The 18584-nt window shown below is 59.5% G+C and carries 19 protein-coding genes and 1 pseudogene; 10 read left to right on the top strand and 10 right to left on the bottom strand.

Features of this window, described 5'->3' with window-relative positions; translation table 11 throughout:
* Positions 1-286 precede the first annotated feature (286 nt).
* A complete protein-coding gene (locus PVA39_RS08645) occupies positions 287-1384 on the bottom strand; it encodes a DUF4236 domain-containing protein (RefSeq protein WP_274123716.1) in 1098 nt (365 codons plus the stop codon).
* 423 nt (positions 1385-1807) lie between these two features.
* On the opposite strand from PVA39_RS08645, the gene PVA39_RS08640 reads away from it, so the two are divergent.
* The 3 genes from PVA39_RS08640 to greB all read left to right on the top strand — a co-directional run bounded on the left by PVA39_RS08640 (position 1808) and on the right by greB (position 4586).
* Positions 1808-2773 carry a DUF6216 family protein gene (locus PVA39_RS08640; protein ID WP_274123817.1) on the top strand — a complete coding sequence of 322 codons (966 nt, stop codon included), beginning with the start codon at positions 1808-1810 and terminating at the stop codon, positions 2771-2773.
* A 261-nt stretch (positions 2774-3034) separates the two neighbouring features.
* On the top strand, positions 3035-3652 hold the full coding sequence (locus tag PVA39_RS08635) for a hypothetical protein (protein ID WP_274123715.1): 618 nt from the start codon (positions 3035-3037) through the stop codon (positions 3650-3652).
* A gap of 460 nt (positions 3653-4112) precedes the next feature.
* Complete coding sequence (gene greB / locus PVA39_RS08630) at positions 4113-4586, top strand: transcription elongation factor GreB (RefSeq protein ID WP_274123714.1); 474 nt, start codon at positions 4113-4115, stop codon at positions 4584-4586.
* A gap of 205 nt (positions 4587-4791) precedes the next feature.
* Here greB and PVA39_RS08625 read toward each other — a convergent pair whose 3' ends face one another.
* The 4 genes and pseudogenes from PVA39_RS08625 to PVA39_RS08610 form a co-directional block, all read right to left on the bottom strand.
* Positions 4792-6228 (bottom strand): hypothetical protein, encoded by a 1437-nt coding sequence (locus PVA39_RS08625; RefSeq protein WP_274123713.1) that lies wholly within the window; start codon positions 6226-6228, stop codon positions 4792-4794.
* Between the two features lie 474 nt (positions 6229-6702).
* Positions 6703-6873, bottom strand: a pseudogene (locus tag PVA39_RS08620) (transcription elongation factor GreB); the annotation flags it as partial.
* A gap of 33 nt (positions 6874-6906) precedes the next feature.
* Entirely contained in the window at positions 6907-9411 is a 2505-nt protein-coding gene (locus PVA39_RS08615) for an ABC transporter permease (RefSeq protein WP_274123712.1), read from the bottom strand.
* On the bottom strand, positions 9411-10094 hold the full coding sequence (locus PVA39_RS08610) for an ABC transporter ATP-binding protein (protein ID WP_274123711.1): 684 nt from the start codon (positions 10092-10094) through the stop codon (positions 9411-9413). Before PVA39_RS08610 ends, PVA39_RS08615 begins: the two co-directional genes overlap by 1 nt.
* A 10-nt stretch (positions 10095-10104) precedes the next feature.
* Here PVA39_RS08610 and PVA39_RS08605 point away from each other — a divergent pair, with 10 nt between their 5' ends.
* Genes PVA39_RS08605 through PVA39_RS08595 form a run of 3 tightly spaced genes read left to right on the top strand, consistent with a single transcriptional unit; the run spans position 10105 to position 12063 of the window.
* Positions 10105-10710, top strand: coding sequence for an arylesterase (locus tag PVA39_RS08605; RefSeq protein WP_274123710.1), 606 nt, complete (start codon positions 10105-10107; stop codon positions 10708-10710).
* A 58-nt stretch (positions 10711-10768) separates the two neighbouring features.
* The gene (locus PVA39_RS08600) at positions 10769-11050 is read left to right on the top strand and encodes a hypothetical protein (protein WP_013791648.1); all 282 of its coding nucleotides are present in this window, start codon (positions 10769-10771) and stop codon (positions 11048-11050) included.
* 59 nt (positions 11051-11109) lie between these two features.
* Positions 11110-12063 carry a L,D-transpeptidase family protein gene (locus PVA39_RS08595; RefSeq protein WP_093505090.1) on the top strand — a complete coding sequence of 318 codons (954 nt, stop codon included), beginning with the start codon at positions 11110-11112 and terminating at the stop codon, positions 12061-12063.
* 100 nt (positions 12064-12163) lie between these two features.
* On the opposite strand, the gene oprI is transcribed toward PVA39_RS08595, so the two are convergent.
* Positions 12164-12415: an outer membrane lipoprotei OprI gene (gene oprI, locus PVA39_RS08590; protein WP_013791646.1), complete on the bottom strand. Its 252-nt coding sequence runs from the start codon at positions 12413-12415 to the stop codon at positions 12164-12166.
* 354 nt (positions 12416-12769) lie between these two features.
* Between oprI and PVA39_RS08585 the strand changes: the two genes are divergently transcribed.
* Positions 12770-13051 (top strand): GNAT family N-acetyltransferase, encoded by a 282-nt coding sequence (locus tag PVA39_RS08585; protein ID WP_013791645.1) that lies wholly within the window; start codon positions 12770-12772, stop codon positions 13049-13051.
* Between the two features lie 59 nt (positions 13052-13110).
* Here PVA39_RS08585 and PVA39_RS08580 read toward each other — a convergent pair whose 3' ends face one another.
* Positions 13111-14187 carry a 3-deoxy-7-phosphoheptulonate synthase gene (locus PVA39_RS08580; RefSeq protein ID WP_274123816.1) on the bottom strand — a complete coding sequence of 359 codons (1077 nt, stop codon included), beginning with the start codon at positions 14185-14187 and terminating at the stop codon, positions 13111-13113.
* Positions 14188-14320: 133 nt separating this feature from the next.
* Positions 14321-14737 (bottom strand): PilZ domain-containing protein, encoded by a 417-nt coding sequence (locus tag PVA39_RS08575; RefSeq protein WP_093504381.1) that lies wholly within the window; start codon positions 14735-14737, stop codon positions 14321-14323.
* Between PVA39_RS08575 and PVA39_RS08570 the strand changes: the two genes are divergently transcribed.
* The 3 genes from PVA39_RS08570 to cysB all read left to right on the top strand — a co-directional run bounded on the left by PVA39_RS08570 (position 14736) and on the right by cysB (position 16813).
* Complete coding sequence (locus PVA39_RS08570) at positions 14736-15122, top strand: thioredoxin family protein (RefSeq protein ID WP_274123709.1); 387 nt, start codon at positions 14736-14738, stop codon at positions 15120-15122. The genes PVA39_RS08575 and PVA39_RS08570 overlap by 2 nt on opposite strands.
* 112 nt (positions 15123-15234) lie before the next feature.
* On the top strand, positions 15235-15732 hold the full coding sequence (locus PVA39_RS08565) for a universal stress protein (protein WP_274123708.1): 498 nt from the start codon (positions 15235-15237) through the stop codon (positions 15730-15732).
* 106 nt (positions 15733-15838) lie between these two features.
* On the top strand, positions 15839-16813 hold the full coding sequence (gene cysB / locus PVA39_RS08560; protein ID WP_013791640.1) for an HTH-type transcriptional regulator CysB: 975 nt from the start codon (positions 15839-15841) through the stop codon (positions 16811-16813).
* A 56-nt stretch (positions 16814-16869) separates the two neighbouring features.
* Here cysB and PVA39_RS08555 read toward each other — a convergent pair whose 3' ends face one another.
* Entirely contained in the window at positions 16870-17490 is a 621-nt protein-coding gene (locus tag PVA39_RS08555; RefSeq protein WP_274123706.1) for a phosphoadenosine phosphosulfate reductase domain-containing protein, read from the bottom strand.
* A 106-nt stretch (positions 17491-17596) separates the two neighbouring features.
* Positions 17597-18583, bottom strand: coding sequence for an alpha-L-glutamate ligase-like protein (locus PVA39_RS08550; RefSeq protein WP_093504389.1), 987 nt, complete (start codon positions 18581-18583; stop codon positions 17597-17599).
* Position 18584 lies beyond the last annotated feature (1 nt).

The raw sequence follows: 18584 nt of genomic DNA, 5'->3' as shown, positions 1-18584 counted from the left end.
CGGCTGACCACGGCATAGCGGCAGCCATTTGCGGACGACGTTGGCGTTGATGCCGTGGCTCAAGGCGAAACTGGCCACCGGGCTGGAGGCATTCCTGGACAACCTGGGATTTGAACGGCTTGGGATAAGAGTTTCGTTTGCGCATGGCGATCCGCGTGCAGGAGATAAAAATCCTGTCCACTCAAATAGGTGGACACCATCGCCCTTAATACAGGGATCAGGTAGTTGTCTTTGCGGAACGCTTACACTTCACTATCTAGCATCGCTATGTGCCCGCACGCCTCGCTCAGCTACGCCCCTTCAGTTTGCTGATATCGACAATCGCTTTTGCCAGCCCAGCAGTGCGCCCCACACAAGAGATCTGTATACGCTCCAGTAGGCCCGTATTGCTCGAAAACTGAACCTCTTCGTAGCGCACCACCGGCAACTGCCGGTTATTCTTGAAGCGCCGATCTGGCCCACCTTTTTTGTTCACAAATTTCCAGGTGGTACTGACGATTTGGGAGTCCTTCGGTACCGCACCGTCTTCGATGAAATTGGTGGCCGAGATATCGATTCTCAGGTTTTCGTAGGTCACAGCGCCGACGCCATTGGCCTCAAACACCAATACCTTGTCTGGGAAAAAATAGAGGGTCTGCCGGCCTACGGGAATGCTGGGCGTTGCGATATTGGTTCTGACGTAGGGCGGAGTTTTGAGGGTGAGCGCGATGGAGCGCCGGGTGACTAGATGACTCGCACCTGCATGGTACTTTCGATCTAACACCTTGCCTTGCGCCTGGAGGTGCCAGGTTGATTGACAGCTACGCACCGCCTCGAACGCAGTGTGCATCTGCTCAACGTCGGCGGCTAACTGCGGCTCGATGTCGTAGAGTATGACGGTCGTTTTGCGCAACAGATCCCAGTAGTAAATTGCCGCTGTGAGCAGAAGGCCTGCGATCAGAATTGAATTGGTCAGCCAGGCATCGAGCTGCTTGTTGCTACCGAGCAAAAATGCCCCGACGGTTAAGGCAAGGGCGAACGGCCACAGACGCAGGCGTTTACGCTTGTCGTTCAACTCCTCAACAAGCGCTTGAGATGAGGAGTCGACCATCGATCCAATCTCACCGCTGTCGATCTCCTGTAGCGCCTCATGAGTAGCCGACAGAGGTTCAGGGGCCGTGGAGGAAGGGCGCATCGGGCGCGAAGGAGCAATCGTTGGCGCGGGACGTGTTGAGGAAAGCGTGTGGCGGTAGTTAAAGCCGCCAAGCCCCATGTGGATGTAGTTGCCCCTAGGGCCAGTCCCGACCCGAAGGCCTTTGATGCCTGCCGAAACACCGATTCCGGAGTTCGACAAGTTGAACCTGAACGGGCCAACGCGAACTGATTTGCGAACAGATAACCCCATGCTCCCTCCTGGTGCGGTGCTTGGCTAACTTCCTTGCGCCGTCGTCGTCGCGCTTACTATTCGTCCAGCGTCAAGCACGGCCTTCGTAGGTCGCTTTGCTGGATGGCAAAATGATCTCACGCCAGTTAGGCTGATGCAAAGGCGCAGGACGATGATCCCGCCTACATCGAGCTTTCTTGCTTTGCCAGAGGCTGTTTAGGCGGAGCGCTGGGTCTCAATGCACTGACTTCCATCCCGCCCGGTTGGACGGGTAAAGACGAACCTTCTGGTTACTAGCGCTACCTGACTGCGACCTTCCCCGGTGCACCCAATCTAGTTTTGCGGCAAATGCGCGTCCTCACATGCCTGCATGGATGGCCGTTTTTAGAGATCAAGACGAATCACTCAATCACGCTCACAAATGGAGGTGAGATTGTGGAGCAAATGGTTACTTCTGCTATGCCGTTTTTGGATTTTCTACATAAGGTATGGCCGATTATTTCTGCTGTCCTGATAGCGGTAGTTATTTATTCTAGAACCAAGTCGCTGTATTTTTTGTTTTATCGAGTCTTTAGCCTGCTGGGCTTGGAGGGTAAGTACTCAAATCCTGATGATCAAAAAGCCTCTGATGAACTGCTAGATTTGAATAGATTCAACCTCAAGACCGGGCTGCGATTGGAGTCTGTTAGAGCAAAGTCTAATCTGCATGAGTGGATGAGATCCAATGATGTGGAGCTTTCAGAGCTGCGCTTAGCTGGAAGTTATTTTAAAGCAAACGAGCTTCGATTCGATATAAATCAGAGCTTGGCTATGAGGACGGCGCGAGTTATTGCTCCAATCGTGGGATTGCTTTTTCTTGTGTGTGCGCAGTTATTGATTACCCCAGATAAGGCGCTGCTGAAGGTTACTGCAACTGGAACTTGGTTTTGGGCGGGTCAACATTATGAGGCTAATAGTTTTTCTTATGACGCGTGGGAGCTGTTCAGAGATAAAGAATGGAAGATAAAACCGTATCACTGTAAGTATGTTGATGGTGCTGGCCCTGCTGGAAGTTCATGGGACAAAAATGTAATTTGCACAGTGGTTCTTGGGTTTTATGGAGACTACGTCGCTGAAACGATCAGGTCTCAGAAAAATCTAGGGGGCGTATTGGCTATTCTAGGTTTCATTATTTTGGTTTTCTGGGCTTTGCGTACAAAATGGCAGAATCATGCTGTGAAGTTGAATAAACGCCTGTCTATTAAGCAGGGCGAGGCGGTTTTGAATAAGCATGAAACAGTTCGGCCTCAACTTGATAGTTATATGCTTCCTGAATGGAGTGGGAATCAGTTCAGTGAGTCTTACGGGGCAGTGAGTCGAAGTATGAAATGTGCGGTTAACTTTGAAAAAACAAATCAATCTGAAAGTTAGAGAGAGTTGACCTGCGCCGGTTAGCTGATCTCAGGAGTACGATTGGCCCTACCTTAGATTCATCAGTGAGGTCTGTGCATTGGCGTATGTCATATTCTGCCGTTTTCAAACGCGCCCTGGAGCGGCCAATTTCGTCCTCTAGCGTCATTGGGTATTTGAGGCTGTTTCCGTCAGGGCTTACAAGTAAAATACGACGCCGGCTTCAGTTAACGGCACGGCTGCTTATTCGAGTTTTTGAAGAGTACGGTATAAAGGAAATATATGCATTCTGACGGGGATTCTGTGCAAGAGCCTCACCAAGTCAATGATGGCCTTGCCTTTGGTGATAACAGCCAGCCTGTCGCTCCGCGCACTTCAGGGGTAGGGCGTCGGGTGAGTCGCAAGCGTGCTACCCCGGGAGAATCCATTCACCTCAAGCGATTTATTCGCCGACTAGGAACAGACAACGTCTTCGCCGCATTGATGTTCGACAGTGACCGGGACGATCATGCCGACTTCCTGATCTGGGAGCTTGCGTGCGAGGTGTACAGTGCTGACCAGCTTGCAGCGATCTTCGAAGAACTGGTCGCGTCAGGGGGCTATTCAATGGGAAGGTTGGTTGAGGAGCTGGAGTCCTCGTACGACGGGCTGCGAGATCCGTCAGCCGACATACACTTTCCTTCTGTCGCTGCCGCATCCGCTGCTGTGAAGCGAGAGGCCAAAGCGCGCTTGGTCGTAGGTGATTATCACTGGGCGATACTCGATCCGATGACAGGCCGCTCTCCAGAGCGCAACGGCTGTGGCTGGGCTAACATGACTGATGAGCTGCTTGAGCGGATGATCAGCGATCGTAATTCGAAGGCGATAGACATGAGATTCGCCCGTGATCTTGGTTTGTGAGTGTCCGCTTAAGTGAACTGTCCGAGGCCATACATGTTGGGCTAGCCCCTCGCTGAGTGAGCGGCCCCCATTCATCGTCTTAGTATTACCCTGCAGAGGTAGAGGCAAGCGGAGCGCGCCAGGCGTGAGGATGGACGCCCGAAGGGCCAAGACAGCCTCGCGCAGCAGGGGCGGCTTGGTTCACGACAGCCGGCCCGGCAGGGCACGCACAAAAACTCCACGCAAACCGCTCGATCTCAATCCCTTCAAGCGTCTCATGCTGAGCCTGCGCAGCGCCTCCTCAATACCTTGTGCTCGAAGCGCAAGGCCAAGCCTAGCTGATCAGCTTACAGGGCCGATTAAAGGCGCCGTGATTTCAGTTACCATTTAGGTCGAAAGCCGGGCCAGGCAGACGCGAATTGTGCCTATCTGCGCGTGGATACCTGGTTCTGCGACTGTTCAGTCTGTTGGAGATGAGTGCTTGCCCACGAACATAATCACCCGCGCCGGCCACGAGAAGCTCAAGGGTGAGTTGGATCATCTGTGGCGTGTTTACCGCCCTGAAATTACCCAAAAGGTCACCTGGGCAGCCTCGCTCGGGGACAGGAGTGAAAACGCGGACTACCAGTACAACAAGAAGCTCCTGCGTGAGATTGATCGGCGCGTCAGGTATCTGCGCAAGCGCTTGGAGGATGTGAAGGTCGTCGACTATTCGCCCGAGCAGGAGGGTAAGGTGTTCTTCGGAGCCTGGGTCGAGATTGAGAACGATGACGGTGAACAGAAAAAATTCCGGATCGTGGGTTACGACGAGATCTACGGTCGCAATGACTACATTTCCATCGACTCGCCGATGGCCAGGGCGCTACTCAAGAAGCAGGTCGGTGACGAGTGTGTGGTGCAGACCCCAGCAGGCGAGGCTTCCTGGTACGTTGAGAAAATCACCTACGAGGTCTGATCATCTTTCCAGCGGTGGAGCTGGGCATCCTATCGACCTATGCATGGGGCGTCAGGGAGAGGCAAGCGGAGCGCGCCAGGCGTGAGGATGGAAGCCCGAAGGGCCAAGACAGGTCTGCTCAGCAGGCCGGCTTGGTTCACGACAGCCCGGCCCGGTAGGGCACGCACATCTGTTGTGTGAATGGCCCAATATCCCTCGTTATCACTTACTCGTCCACTCGCTCCCAAAGCGGATTATCCATCAATTCCCGTGATTTCTGGCTTTTGGCTGCCCTGTCTTGCTCCCAATGAGTCACGTCTTCGACCTCATTCGTACCACCGCAAGAAATCATCAATCTCTGACGGCGAAAGAGGGATAGCAAGTCCGGCACCCGGGAAAAATACTCCACCGTTTCAGCCACCTCGTAGCTGTCCTCGAACGGGTAGTAATTCACGGCGTGCACGAGCACGCCAAGTACCGTCGTTTCAGAGGCGTCATAGTCCGAAATGTTGAACATATTCTTGTCCCTACGCAGCTGCTCGACATCAATCCCGTCACGAGTCTCGTACAGAACATGCACAACGCCAGGTAGGTCAGGAGGGATTTGCTTCACCCCATCGTTGACCAAACTTTTGAAGTGTTTTGAGCGTGAGTCCAGCGAGACCTCATGGTCGCAGCGCCATTGAGCCCCCACGCACTTAGCAACGTCGTGGATGAACATGTTGAGAACGTTGTTTTGAGTGCCAGGCCAGATCACCCTCTTGGCGACAGTAGCGATGCTTCTTTTCTCATTGCTGTCGACGTCCCCAAATACCAGTAACTCCTGTTGAGGGCTGTTGGGCCTGACGGAATTGGCTCGGTAGTGGAGCTTGAGCCTTTTCTTGTCGATGGCGCTTACCTGACCAGTGATCGCGCCGGCTCGTACCTTCTGGCCATTCGCCTTGAGAGCTAGGTTGGTGATCTGAATTACCTCCTCAGCGGAGGCTTCAGCTACTTGGCTATGGAACGTAAGATCGACTGTGCTCCAGGGGGCTGCCCTTAGCATGTGATGGCTGAGCTTGGCCCAAATTTCTGCCCACGCCGCCTCTTCTGATTGCGAGTACTTCGTCTGCTTATTTGATCGCTTGCACTCGACGTACATTTGCTCGTCATCCAATTTGACGAGCAGATCGGGAGACTTCTTCTTCCCATCAGGCCAGGTGAGGCTGTTCTCTGGAATGAAGGAAACCTCGTAGCCGTTCTTTAGGTAGAACGCCGCCGTCAGCAGCTCGAAAAGCTGGGTCTCAGGTTTGCTTTTGTTCGCCAGCATCTTATCGAGTACGGGATTGACGTTGGGGACGTTCCGAAGCTCTTCGGCCACCGCGCCGATCGCCATGGCATAGGTGTACACGCGTCTGCTGCTGTAGGCGGAGTCACTGAGAGGGGAGTCGAATGCCAGGTGGGACGCAAGGATGTACCAGTCGATGTCATCTTCCGGTGGCGTGAAGAGCTGCGGCTCCACCGGTAGCCTGATGTCGAACTTCGACTCTTTCTCTCGGATGCGGGCCTCGTAGGCGGCTTGGCGCTCCGCCCAGGCATCTTTCCCGTCCTTCCCCAGCCTATCTACGAGTAACTTGTAGAAGGCTTTTATGCGGGCGCGCTCGATTCGGCTCTGTGCATCCATGCTGTCTCTCCTTGGTGTTTTTAGAGAGTAGCGTGGGAAGATGACACGTTGCTATCAGTTTGGCGCCGTTCTTTCGTGGTACCCGGCTGTATGGTCTTGGCTCACCGGAAAGTGGGGGGAGTGGGGATGCAGCTTCCTCGGAAGCAATGCCGGGTTTGGGCGCACAGCAGAGCGCAACCGGTTCTCGGAATATTAGCGGTTCGAGTGGTGAATGTCTGTCGCCGGCTCCGGGCTCCATCCGGGGCAATTTGGGCAGCTGACCGTAAGAAATTTCTGGGCGAATCGCTGTTCTCGACATCCGGAGTACGGATTAAGGCGGCTGTCGATAGGAGGTGGTGATGAATCAGGCGAGAAGGCGCCAGCTTACGGAAGGGATGGAAGATAGTAGGTTGGAAATGAGTAGACTACTCAGGTCTCTGGCCAGTGTTCGCGGAGCGTTCAGGCGAAATAGTAGGAGAACCTCGGATCCTGTTTATACTCCGCGTTCTCCGAGCGATCGCCCTGGGCCGCCGCCTCACTGACCGAGCGGGTCACCTCGGGCCGGCGCACGTGCCAGAGCTCATGCAGTTCGGCGCGCAGGCGCGCCTCGCCTTGTGGGGTGATGAGGGGCGTTCCCGCGGCGCGGGGAGGTCGGTATCGGCTCATGCTGGGCTCGGTCGGTAGCGGATGCGCAGTTTATCAACCCTCGCGCAGAACGGTGAGCGGGCTGGCGTTGAGCGCGCGGCGCGTGCCGAGTACACCGGCGAGGCCGACCAGCAGTGCACCGATCAGTGGCAGCAACAGCAGCCAGGGGTGCGGTTGCCAGGCTATCTGGAAGGCGTAGCGATAGATCAGAAAGCTCACCAGCTCGCAGCCCAGGGCGGCCAGCAGGCCACTGGCTGCGCCGAGCAGGCCGAATTCGGCACGCCTGGCCTGCACCAGCAAGCGGCGCTCAGCGCCCAGGGCGCGCAGCAGTGCGCCCTGGCGGATGCGCTCGTCCAGCGTCGATTGCAGGCCGGCGAACAGCACCGCAAGACCTGCGGCCAGCACGAACAGCAGTACGAACTCGATGGCGATGGTGACCTGGGCCAGGATGCTGCGCAGCTGGTTGAGGATCGCCTCGACCTGCAGCAGTGATACCGACGGGAAGGCCCGCGACAGCTCCACCAGTTGCTGCTCGTGCTGCGGCGGCAGGTAGAAGCTGGTCAGGTAGGTCACCGGCAGGTCCTTGAGGGTGCCGGGCTCGAAGATCATGAAGAAGTTGGGCTGGAAGTTGTTCCAGTCCACGGTGCGCAGGTTGCTGACTACGGCATCGCGGTCGACGCCGCCGACGTTGAAGGTCAGCCGGTCGCCGAGCTTGATGTGCAGGCTCTGCGCCAGTTCGTCTTCTACCGACACGCCAGGCAGCTCACGCGATTGGTCGCCCGTCCACCACTGGCCGGCCGTCAGGGTATTGCCGTCCGGTAGATCGGCGCTCCAGGTCAGGCTCAAGTCGCGGCGCACTGCACGCTCGCCACGCGAGTCCTCGGTGACGTACTGGCGAACCGGCTCGCCATTGACCTGGGTCAGGCGGCCCGGCACCACGGGATACAGCGGCGCGGGATGGGGAGAAAGCTGAGCCAGGCGCTCGGCGAAAGCATCGCGCTCGGCTGGCAGGATGTTGAGAGCGAAATGATTGGGTGCGTCGGCCGGCAGCTGCTCCTGCCAGTTGTCCAGCAGTTCGCCGCGCAGCAGGGCGATCAGCGCCATGGCCAGGAGAATCAGGCCGAAGGCCAGGGCTTGGCCGGCCGCGGCCAGCGGGCGACGCAGCAACTGGCCAAGGCCCAGGCGCCACGGCAGCGCGGCACGTGCCAGCAGGCGCCGCAGGCTCTGCAGGCCCAGCAGCATCAGACCGCCCAGCAGCAGGGCAGTGACCAACCCGCCGCCGAGCAGGGCGAGCGTCAACGTCAGATCCAGGCTCAGGCGCCACATGATCAGCCCCAGGGCGAGCAACGCGGTGCCGTAGACCAGCCAGGAGCTGGCCGGCACCGGCAGCATGTCGCGGCGCAGCACGCGCAGTGGAGGCACGCGGCCCAGCGCAGCCAGCGGCGGCAGGGCGAAGCCGGCCAGGGCTACCAAGCCGGTGGCGATACCAGCTAGTGCCGGGGTTATGCCGCCGGCGGGAATTTGTGCCGGCAGTAGGCCTTGTAGCAGGTGGAACAGGGTCTGCTGGGCGAGCCAGCCAAGCAGGGCGCCGGCGAGGCTGGCGACTAAACCCAGGATCGCCAGTTGCAGGCCGAACAGGCTCAATGCTTGACGACGCGATAGACCCAGGCAGCGCAGTAGGGCGCTGGCGTCGAAGCGGCGGCTGGCAAAGCGCGCGGCCGACAGGGCGACTGCCACGCCGGCCAGCAGCACGGCCGCCAGGCTGGCCAGGTTCAGATAACGCTCGGCGCGATCCAGCGCGCCGCCAACGCGGCGGCTGCCATCGCGGGCGTCATCGAAGCGCTGGTTGGCGGCCAGTCCGGGTTCAGTAGCCTGCCGATAGCTGGTCAGGGCATCGCTCGGCCCGTTCCATTGCTCGATATAGCGCACTCGACTGCCCGGCTGCACTACACGGGTGGCCGGCAGGTCGTCGAGGTGCATCAGCACGTGGGGCGTCAGGCTGTAGAAGTCGCCGGCTTCATCCGGTAGGTAGGTCAGCACCCGGGTGAGGCGCAGCTTCTTGGCGCCGACTTCGATCTCGTCGCCCACCTTCAAATTCAGTGCCACCAAAAGGCGCGATTCGGCCCACACTTCGCCAGGCCCGGGGCCAGCGCTGACGGTCTCCTCGTCATAGGGGGCGGCAGCGCTCTTCAACTCACCGCGCAGCGGGTAGCCGTTGCCGGCGGCCTTGACGCTGGCCAGCTGGATGCCGGCGTCGCTGGCGATCACGCTGGAGAACTCGACCACTTGGGCGTGCTGCAGACCACGCCCGGTGCCGGCCTTGATCTGCTCGGGTTCGGCCGGGGCGCTACCTCTGAGAATCAGGTCAGCGCCCAGAAACTCGGTGGCGCGCAGGCTCATGCCTTCATTCAGTCGCGCGCCGAAATAGCCGATGGCGGTGCTGGAGGCCACGGCGATCAATAGTGCGAAGAACAGCACGCGCAACTCACCCGAGCGCGCATTGCGCAGCAACTGGCGGCCCGCCAGTGACAGCAGGCTTGCAAAGGACAGGTTGCGCATCAGGCGTTCACCGCTGCCACCAGGTGGCCGGCCTCCAGGCGGATGACGCGCTGGCAGCGCGCGGCCAGGCGTTCGTCGTGGGTGACCAGTACCAGAGTGGCGCCGCGCTCCTGGTTGAGCTCGAAGAGCAGATCACTGATGCGCTCGCCAGTGTGGGTGTCCAGGTTGCCGGTCGGCTCGTCGGCGAACAGCACGTCGGGATCGGCGGCAAAGGCCCGGGCGATGGCGACGCGTTGCTGCTCGCCACCGGAGAGCTGGCGCGGTGTGTGGCTCAGGCGCGCGCCCAGGCCGACGCGTTCGAGCAGTTCGGTAGCACGCTGGCGGGCATCGCTGCGACCTTCGAGCTCCAGTGGCAGCATGACGTTCTCCAGCGCATTGAGGCTGTCGAGCAGCTGGAAGGACTGAAACACGAACCCGACGTGCTCGGCGCGGACCCGGGCGCGGGCGTCTTCATCCAGGCTGCCCAGGTCATTGCCGGCCAGCAGGATACGTCCGGTGCTGGGCAGGTCGAGGCCGGCCAGCAAGCCGAGTAGGGTGGACTTGCCGGATCCCGAGCTGCCGACGATGGCCAGGCTGCCGCCTTTTTCCAGTTCCAGTGACAGGTCGTGCAGGATGGTCAACTCGCCTTCCGCGCTGGAAACCACTTTGTTAAGGTTCTGCGCAGACAGAATGCTTGAGCTCATGAGGAATCCGATGCGTGCGATAGTGAAGGGGGCCATGCTCGGCCTGCTGCTGATAGGGCAGATGGCGCAGGCGGGGACCATATTGGTCGTCGGCGATAGTATCAGCGCCGCTTTTGGCATGGATACCCAGCAGGGCTGGGTTCATCTGCTCGACGAGCGCATGCGCCAGGAGGGCTTCGAGCATCAGGTGGTGAATGCGTCGATCAGCGGCGACACCAGCGCTGGCGGCGCGGCGCGGCTGCCGGCGCTGCTCACCGAGCACAAGCCGCAACTGGTGGTTGTCGAGCTGGGTGGCAACGATGGGCTGCGCGGTTTGCCACCGAGCCAATTGCAACAGAATCTTGCCTCGATGATCGATGCCTCCCGCAATGCTGGTGCCAAGGTGCTGCTGCTGGGCATGCGCATTCCGCCCAATTATGGCGAGCGCTACACCACTGCCTTCGCCAAGGTTTACGTCGATCTTGCTGCCGAGAAAAAGGTGCCGCTGGTGCCCTTTCTTCTCGAGGGGGTCGGCGGCGTTGCCAACCTGATGCAGGATGACGGCGTACATCCAGCCGTGGCGGCCCAGCCGCAGCTGCTGGAGAATGTCTGGCCGACCCTCAAGCCATTGCTGTAACGGGCTTTTCCACTGACGGTGTTTCCGCTAATGTGGCGCCCCCGCTCTGGAGCCCCCAATGTTGCGACCCGTCTGGTCCCTGTATGCCTACCAACTGATCGAGCCGGACGAACAGCTGGACCTGTTCGCCTGCCGTGAAGTGAAGGTGCACCTGGTCGCTCGTCAGCTGGAGCTTGGCGGGTACGCCGATCGCACCCTGTGCGGCGGCCTGCTGCCCGCGCAGCCGCTATGGCGCGACCTGGAAAGGCCGATGTTGCAGGACCGTCGTCTGTGCCGCGCCTGCCTGGCCACGCTCGAGGCTCAGCGCCGTGGTGATCGGCCCGCGTGGCCGGGGCGCTGATCGGCGCCAAGGTATACAATCACCTCCCATATCCCCTTACCACCTCGAAGGTTTTCTGCATGTCGCCGCGCGTTTCAGCTGTTGCCCGCTGTGTGTCGTTGTGTGCCGTCTTTGTGGCCGGCTCCGCTGCCGCACTTGAATTGCCCCTGCCGCCTCCTGGTGAGGATATCGTCGGCGAGATCAAGGTGATCAAGGCGCGCTACGAGGACACCTTCGCCGACATCGGCACAGCCAACGATCTGGGCTATCTGGAGATGGTCGCTGCCAACCCGGGCGTCGATGCCTGGCTGCCGGGTGAGGGCACCGATATCGTGCTGCCGACGCGCTACATCCTGCCTTCGGGCCCTCGCGAAGGCATCGTGATCAACCTGGCCGAGTACCGGCTGTACTACTTCCCGAAAGGGCAGAACGTCGTTTACACCTATCCGCTGGGGATCGGTCGTGAAGGCTGGAGCTCGCCGGTAACCCAGGCGCGCATCACCGCCAAGACGCCGAACCCGGCCTGGTACCCACCGCAGTCGATTCGCGAGGAGCATGCCGCCGATGGCGATCCGCTGCCGAGCGTCGTTCCACCAGGCCCGGACAATCCGCTGGGGCCCTTCAAGATGTCGCTGTCGGTACCGGGTTACCTGATCCATGGCTCGAACAAGAAGTTCGGCATCGGTATGCGCGTGAGCCATGGTTGTTTCCGCATGCTCAACAACAATGTGCTTGAGCTGGCCGACATGGTGCCGGTGGGCACGTCGGTGCGTATCGTCAATGAGCCGTACAAGTTCGGTGTGAGCGGCGGCAAGGTTTATCTGGAAGCGCATACGCCGCTGGGCGAGGAGAATGAGCCGGCCGTGGATCATCACACCGAGGTAGTCAATGCGCTGATCCGCCGTAGCGACCTGAGCGCCGATACCCTGGACTGGGATGTGGTGCGCGAAGTGGTGGCGGCCCACGATGGCCTGCCGGTGGAAATCGCTTCGCCGCGCGAGACGGTCATTCAGGCGCAATCGCCAAGTCTCTGATGATCAGTTGCACGGGCGCTTGCGAGAGCGCCTGTACAACCTTTCAGGCAGACATAAAAAAGCCGGCTTAAGAGCCGGCTTTTTTATTGCCCGGGGGCTATTACTTGCGGCTGGCTTTTTCCAGCATACGCAGAGCACGCTCGTTGGCTTCGTCAGCAGTTTGCTGAGCCTTCTGAGCAGCTGCCAGAGCTTCGTCAGCCTTGCGGTAGGCTTCGTCAGCGCGAGCTTGAGCGCGAGCTGCTGCGTCTTCGGTAGCAGTCAGGCGAGCTTCGGTTTCTTTGGTGACGCTGCTGCAACCGGTAGCCAGAACTGCGGCCAGAGCCAGAGCAGAGAATTTCAGAACGTTGTTCATCGTGTTCCCCTTAGGGTCAGTTTTTTGCTTATTGAAGCCCTTTCCCGAACCTGGAAAATGGCCGGCGTACATACTACCTGTAACTTTTAGTAAGTAAACGGACGACAGGCAAGGGTTCCGCATTTTTTTCACTGAAATTAGTACGCTAGCGGCAAAAGCTGTACAAAATTCGATCATGTATGCGGCCATTTGACAGGATTTTCACCTAGCGACCGGCAAGATTGCTTGCAATGTTGAAAGCTCAGGATTTTGCCTTGCCCTTTGCCGCTTACAGTGGCTTTATATCCTATTGTTACCGGATGTACGCAGGCCCTGCCGGGGATGTCGTGTCTGGCCCAGCCGAGAGGAGCAGTAATGAGCGAACCACTGTCCATTCATCATGACCTAGCCGGTCACCAGTTCGAGACCACAGTGGATGGGGATCGCGCTTACCTTTCTTATATGGATCTGGGCAAGCAGACCCTGGATATCTACCGTACCTTCGTGCCCAATTCGCTGCGTGGTCGCGGCATCGCCGCCGCCCTGACCAAAACGGCGCTGGAGTATGCCGACAGCATGGGCTACACGGTGATTGCTTCGTGCTCCTATGTGGAGCGCTACATGGAGCGCAGCGAAGGCTCGCCCGATCAGGACTGAGCCAAGCACTAGATATGAAAACGCCGAGCAATTGCTCGGCGTTTTTCATGGTGCCGGCGTTAGTCGCGCTGGCGCTTGGGCAGCACGTCCCTGAGCTTGGCGTGCATGGCGCGCAGGGTCTTCTCGGTACTTTCCCAGTCGATGCAGGCATCGGTGATCGAGACGCCGTACTTGAGTTGATCGAGATCCTTGGGAATAGACTGGTTGCCCCAGCCCAGGTGGCTTTCGACCATCAGGCCGACGATCGACTGGTTGCCTTCCAGGATCTGGTTGGCGACGTTGTCCATCACCAGCGGTTGCAGCGCTGGATCCTTGTTGGAGTTGGCGTGGCTGCAATCGACCATGATGTTCGGCTTGATTGATGCCTTTTTCAGTTCCTGTTCGCAGATGGCCACGCTCACCGAGTCGTAGTTCGGCTTGCCGTTGCCGCCGCGCAGTACTACGTGCCCGTAGGCATTGCCCTTGGTGGTGACGATGGAGACGCCACCTTGCTGGTTGATACCCAGAAAGCGGTGCGGGCTGGAAACCGACTGCAGGGCGTTGATCGCGACGGTAAGGCCGCCATCGGTACCGTTCTTGAAGCCGACTGCCGAAGACAGACCCGAGGCCATTTCCCGGTGTGTCTGGGATTCGGTGGTGCGCGCGCCGATGGCTGACCAGCTGATCAGATCCTGCAGGTACTGCGGGGAAATCGGATCCAGGGCTTCGGTGGCGGTGGGCAGGCCCATTTCGGCGAGGTCCAGCAGCAACTTGCGGCCGATGTGCAGGCCATCCTGGATTTTGAAGGAGTCGTCCAGGTACGGGTCGTTGATCAGGCCTTTCCAGCCGACGGTAGTGCGCGGCTTTTCGAAGTAGACGCGCATGACCAGATACAACGTGTCGGACACTTCCTCGGCGAGCACTTTCAGGCGCTCAGCGTATTCGTGGGCAGCCTTGATGTCGTGAATGGAGCAGGGGCCGACCACGACGAACAGGCGGTGATCCTTGCCATCGAGAATGTCGCGTACCACTTGCCGGCCGGCTGAAACGGTGCGCTGGGCAAGCTCGGTCAGCGGAATCTCGAGCTTGATCTGCTCGGGGGTGATCAGGGTTTCGTTGGAGGCGACGTTCAGGTCGTTAATCGGTAAATCAGCTATCGTGCTTTTCATCGGGTGTGTCATCGGGTCACGGGAGCCGGCCGCCAGCGATCCCCGTGCAGCGGGCACAGCAGTATGGGCACAGCGGGGAAGCCGAACCTTAGCGCGTTAGCGCCGGTCGAGACAATGGAATTTAGGGATTGGCGGGCTTAAAGACAGTCAGGCGCTGCTCGCGCCATTCCTCGGCGATCAGCTCCAGGGGCAGTGCCTGACCAGCCTGTTGTTCGCGATGGCGACGATACTGTTCGAGGTGGCAGACTTCCTCGACCATATGCGCGCGCAGCTCCGGTGCGTGTTCGCTGAAAGCCACGCCGAGCAGATAATTGTTTGTTTGCTTTGTGCACCAGGCCACCTCACCGGGGTAGGCTGCCTGGTCGCCCAGCAAGGGAATGTGCAGCGTGATCGGCGTGCCCAGGGCAAGCGGGTGGCTTGAATGGCAGGCCGCACCGCCCAGGCTGATATTATCCAAACGTTGGCTAGCGCTGGGCGAGTGGCGACGTAGCCTCAACTCCACCGGCAAATTGCTGCTATGACGAAGAAAGCGACGCATGAACGGGCACTCCGATTGCCGGCAATATGATATTGTCCTGCCGAGTATAGCCACACAACTGGAATTGACCGATTTCGATGCCGATCGGCAATTACTCGATCTCTCAGGCACCTCATTGGTGATCTTTACCAGCCAGGGCTGCGCTGCCTGCCGCTATGCGCGCCAGCAACTGCCACGCCTGGGGTTGCCGGTCGAGCGGCTCGTATGGATCGATGCTCAGGAGAATTTCGGCCTGGTGCAGCGCTACGAGGTTTTCCAGTTACCGGCGCTGTTCCTGGTACAGAACGGCGAGTTTTTCGGAGCGCTGCACACCAGCCTTACGCCTGCCGATCTACGCCAGGCATTGACCGAGGCTCTTGCCAGAGCGCCCGAAGAACTACCTTGAGTGCCGTTGCGCTGGTCGCTTTATGCCAGCTCCCGCGTTTTCCGGTGGCTTTGCCAAGGCGCTGCTAAGCTCTAGCCACAGGCCCCGCCGTACCGGCAATCGAGGAGGCCGCATGATCCGTTCGATTCTCTACGCCACCGATCTTGGTCTGTATGCGCCCTATGTGCTGCAACACGCGCTGGCATTGGCGCGCAGTTTCAAGGCGCGCCTGCATGTCGTACACGTCGTGGAGCCCATGGGGTTGTTCGCCGAATCCGTGCTGCAGACCTACGTCGATGAAGACCGTCTCAAGGAACTGCGCAGCACGGGCTTGGAGACCGTGATGAGCAATATCGAATTGCGCGTGCTCGAGGGCTTTCGTGACGAGCTGGGTGACAGCCAGGACGATCTCGAACTGATCGGCTCGGTCAGCGTCCTGCGTGGCGATCCGCCGATTTCCATTCTCGAGCACGCCCATAAACTCGCCGTGGATTTGCTGGTCGTAGGCAGTCATAGCCATGGCGCTGCGCTCGAGGTGCCGATGGGCCGCACTGCTGCCAGGCTGCTGCAGTTATGCGATGTGCCGGTTTACCTGGTGCCCATGCTGCAGCATCGATCTCGCCACGAGTAAGCGGCTCGACCCAGATAAAAAATCTATATATACCGCCTTTACCATTAATATGGTTATATAGCTGATCGACGATCAGGCGGCGGCCTATCCGCTTTGAGGGATTTATATGAAGCTTCAGCAACTGCGCTACATCTGGGAAGTCGCGCACCATGACCTCAACGTTTCCGCCACGGCGCAGAGCCTGTATACCTCGCAGCCGGGGATCAGCAAGCAAATCCGCCTGCTCGAAGACGAGCTCGGCGTCGAAGTCTTCGCCCGCAGCGGCAAGCACCTGACCCGCGTCACGCCGGCCGGCGAGCGCATCATCACTACCGCAGGGGAAATCCTGCGCAAGGTCGAGAGCATCAAGCAGATCGCCCAGGAGTTCTCCAACGAGAAGAAGGGCACGCTGTCCATCGCCACCACGCACACCCAGGCGCGCTATGCATTGCCGCCGGTGATCAGCAGCTTCATCAAACAGTACCCGGAAGTCGCTCTGCACATGCATCAGGGCACGCCGACGCAGATCGCCGAAATGGCCGCTGACGGCACCGTCGATTTCGCCATCGCCACCGAAGGTCTGGAACTCTATAACGACCTGGTGATGATGCCCTGCTACCGCTGGAACCGCTGCGTGATCGTTCCCCAGGGTCATCCGCTGAGCAAACTGCCGAAGCTGACCCTCGAGGCCTTGGCTGAGCACGAGATCGTCACCTACACCTTCGGCTTCACCGGTCGCTCCAAACTCGATGAAGCCTTCAGTCATCGCGGGCTGACGCCAAAGGTGGTGTTCACCGCCGTCGATGCCGACGTGATCAAGACCTATGTGCGCCTCGGCCTGGGTGTCGGTATCGTGGCCGGCATGGCGGTCGACCCGAAGCTAGATCCGGACCTGGTGGTGCTTGATGCCAGCGAGCTGTTCGAATCCAGCGTCACGCGCATCGGTTTTCGCCGTGGCACCTTCCTGCGCGGTTTCATGTGTGATTTCATCGAGACCTTCGCTCCTCACCTGACCCGCGACATGCTGGCCAAGGCCGTGCAGTGCCACAACAAGGTCGAGCTCGAAGAGCTGTTCAAGGACGTCAAGTTGCCGCTGCACTGATCGCTGCGGCATAAACGAAAAATGGCGCCAAGAGGCGCCATTTTTTCGTCCCGAGATCAGTGGCTCAGGTGCAGGCCGCACTCGCGGTTGTCTTCGCCCTTGGTCGGGTCGAAGTAATCGAAGTTGTTCGGCAGACTGTGGGCGGTCAGGTACTGGTACAGATCCTTGGAGGACCAGTGCAGCAGCGGGGCGACCTTGATCAGGCCGTCCGGATTGATGCTTACCGGCTGCATCTGGGCACGTACCGCCGTGTCGGTGGCGCGCAGTGCGGTGAACCAGACGCTCGGCGCCGTCTCGCGCAGGGCGCGGGCGAAGGGCTCGAGCTTCACTTCTTCGGTGAATGCGGCGTGACGCGGATCGTCCAGTGCTGGCGTCGGGCCGTCGATGGCCTCGCGGTGGGCACGGCTGCGTTTGGGCAGGTAGGTGATCAGGTTGAGGTTCAGTTGCTTGGTGACCTCATCGGCGAACTGGTAGGTCGCCTCTGTGTTGTAGCCGCTGTCCATCCACACGATCGGGATATCGGCTTTAGCCTGGCTGACCATGTGCAGGATCACCGCTTCGAACGGACGGAAGTTGGTGGTGCAGATCGCCGGTTTGCCCAGGCCGATTGCCCACTCGATCAGCTTTTGCGGCTGATTGGCGAATTCGGCGTTGAGTCTGTCCAGGTCGAGATCCATTGCGGGCTCCGAGGCATGTGGGTGAAAAGGGCGATGGTAACAAATCCGTGCGGCCGCCGGGCGGGCCGGGCAAATCCGCTGCCGAGGTCGGCAGCGGGTGACGCGCTCAGATTTCTGCGGGTGGGATGTGGCCAAATAGTTCCTGGGAGAAGCGGGTGCGCTCCTCGGCGTTCTCTTGGATGCCCTTGGCGGCCAATTCTTCAAGACGCGCTTCCACGGCATGGGCGCGGTGGGTGAGGCCACAATCGTTGGCGATCTGGATGTTCAGGCCGGGGCGGGCGTTGAGTTCGAGAATCAGCGGGCCCTTGTCCTGGTCCAGCACCATGTCGACGCCGATGTAGCCCAGGCCGCACAGCTCATAGCAGCCGGCTGCAAGCTTCATGAAGCCATCCCAGTTGGGCAACTGCACGCCGTCCACCGCGTTGGTGGTGTCCGGATGCTTGCTGATCTTGTTGTTCAGCCAGGTACCGCGCAGGGTCACGCCGGTGGCCAGGTCCACGCCGACGCCGATGGCGCCCTGGTGCAGGTTGGCCTTGCCGCCGGACTGGCGGGTCGGCAGGCGCAGCATGGCCATCACCGGATAGCCCATCAGCACGATGATGCGGATGTCCGGCACGCCTTCGTAGCTGATGCTCTTGAAGATGCTGTCCGGCGTTACCCGGTATTCGATCAGCGCGCGGTCGCGGTGGCCGCCAAGCGAGTAGAGGCCCGAGAGAATGCTGGAGATCTGCTGCTCGATTTCCGAGTGGCTGACGATCTTGCCCGATACCGTCTTGAAGCGATCCTCGAAGCGGTCGGCGATCACCAGGATGCCGTCGCCGCCGGCGCCCTGGGCCGGCTTGACGACGAAGTCGCTGCGCTCACCGATGATCTTGTCGAGGTTGTCGATCTCCTTTTCGGTGGAGATCACCCCGTACATTTCCGGCACATGGATGCCGGCTTCGATGGCCCGTTCCTTGGTGATGATCTTGTCATCGACGATCGGATACAGGTGGCGTTTGTTGTACTTGAGCACGTAGTCCGCGTTGCGGCGGTTGATGCCCATGATGCCCTTGGCCTCAAGGGCTTTCCACGTCTTGATCAGGCCGAACATG

The organism is Pseudomonas sp. CNPSo 3701, assembly GCF_028674975.1.
Taxonomy (GTDB): domain Bacteria; phylum Pseudomonadota; class Gammaproteobacteria; order Pseudomonadales; family Pseudomonadaceae; genus Aquipseudomonas; species Aquipseudomonas straminea.
Note: the sequence above shows the minus strand (reverse complement) of the source record. Positions and strands in the feature narration are given on the sequence as shown.

What these genes read in the sequence shown, in the direction of transcription:
- oprI (WP_013791646.1), bottom strand. Translation starts at nt 12,415, where the DNA reads ATGAACAACGTTCTGAAATTCTCTGCTCTGGCTCTGGCCGCAGTTCTG.
- PVA39_RS08570 (WP_274123709.1), top strand. Translation starts at nt 14,736, where the DNA reads ATGAACGGGCACTCCGATTGCCGGCAATATGATATTGTCCTGCCGAGT.
- PVA39_RS08605 (WP_274123710.1), top strand. Translation starts at nt 10,105, where the DNA reads ATGCGTGCGATAGTGAAGGGGGCCATGCTCGGCCTGCTGCTGATAGGG.
- PVA39_RS08635 (WP_274123715.1), top strand. Translation starts at nt 3,035, where the DNA reads ATGCATTCTGACGGGGATTCTGTGCAAGAGCCTCACCAAGTCAATGAT.
- PVA39_RS08550 (WP_093504389.1), bottom strand. Translation starts at nt 18,583, where the DNA reads ATGTTCGGCCTGATCAAGACGTGGAAAGCCCTTGAGGCCAAGGGCATC.
- PVA39_RS08640 (WP_274123817.1), top strand. Translation starts at nt 1,808, where the DNA reads ATGGTTACTTCTGCTATGCCGTTTTTGGATTTTCTACATAAGGTATGG.
- cysB (WP_013791640.1), top strand. Translation starts at nt 15,839, where the DNA reads ATGAAGCTTCAGCAACTGCGCTACATCTGGGAAGTCGCGCACCATGAC.
- PVA39_RS08565 (WP_274123708.1), top strand. Translation starts at nt 15,235, where the DNA reads ATGATCCGTTCGATTCTCTACGCCACCGATCTTGGTCTGTATGCGCCC.
- PVA39_RS08575 (WP_093504381.1), bottom strand. Translation starts at nt 14,737, where the DNA reads ATGCGTCGCTTTCTTCGTCATAGCAGCAATTTGCCGGTGGAGTTGAGG.
- PVA39_RS08610 (WP_274123711.1), bottom strand. Translation starts at nt 10,094, where the DNA reads ATGAGCTCAAGCATTCTGTCTGCGCAGAACCTTAACAAAGTGGTTTCC.
- PVA39_RS08600 (WP_013791648.1), top strand. Translation starts at nt 10,769, where the DNA reads ATGTTGCGACCCGTCTGGTCCCTGTATGCCTACCAACTGATCGAGCCG.
- PVA39_RS08615 (WP_274123712.1), bottom strand. Translation starts at nt 9,411, where the DNA reads ATGCGCAACCTGTCCTTTGCAAGCCTGCTGTCACTGGCGGGCCGCCAG.
- PVA39_RS08555 (WP_274123706.1), bottom strand. Translation starts at nt 17,490, where the DNA reads ATGGATCTCGACCTGGACAGACTCAACGCCGAATTCGCCAATCAGCCG.
- PVA39_RS08585 (WP_013791645.1), top strand. Translation starts at nt 12,770, where the DNA reads ATGAGCGAACCACTGTCCATTCATCATGACCTAGCCGGTCACCAGTTC.
- PVA39_RS08625 (WP_274123713.1), bottom strand. Translation starts at nt 6,228, where the DNA reads ATGGATGCACAGAGCCGAATCGAGCGCGCCCGCATAAAAGCCTTCTAC.
- PVA39_RS08595 (WP_093505090.1), top strand. Translation starts at nt 11,110, where the DNA reads ATGTCGCCGCGCGTTTCAGCTGTTGCCCGCTGTGTGTCGTTGTGTGCC.
- PVA39_RS08645 (WP_274123716.1), bottom strand. Translation starts at nt 1,384, where the DNA reads ATGGGGTTATCTGTTCGCAAATCAGTTCGCGTTGGCCCGTTCAGGTTC.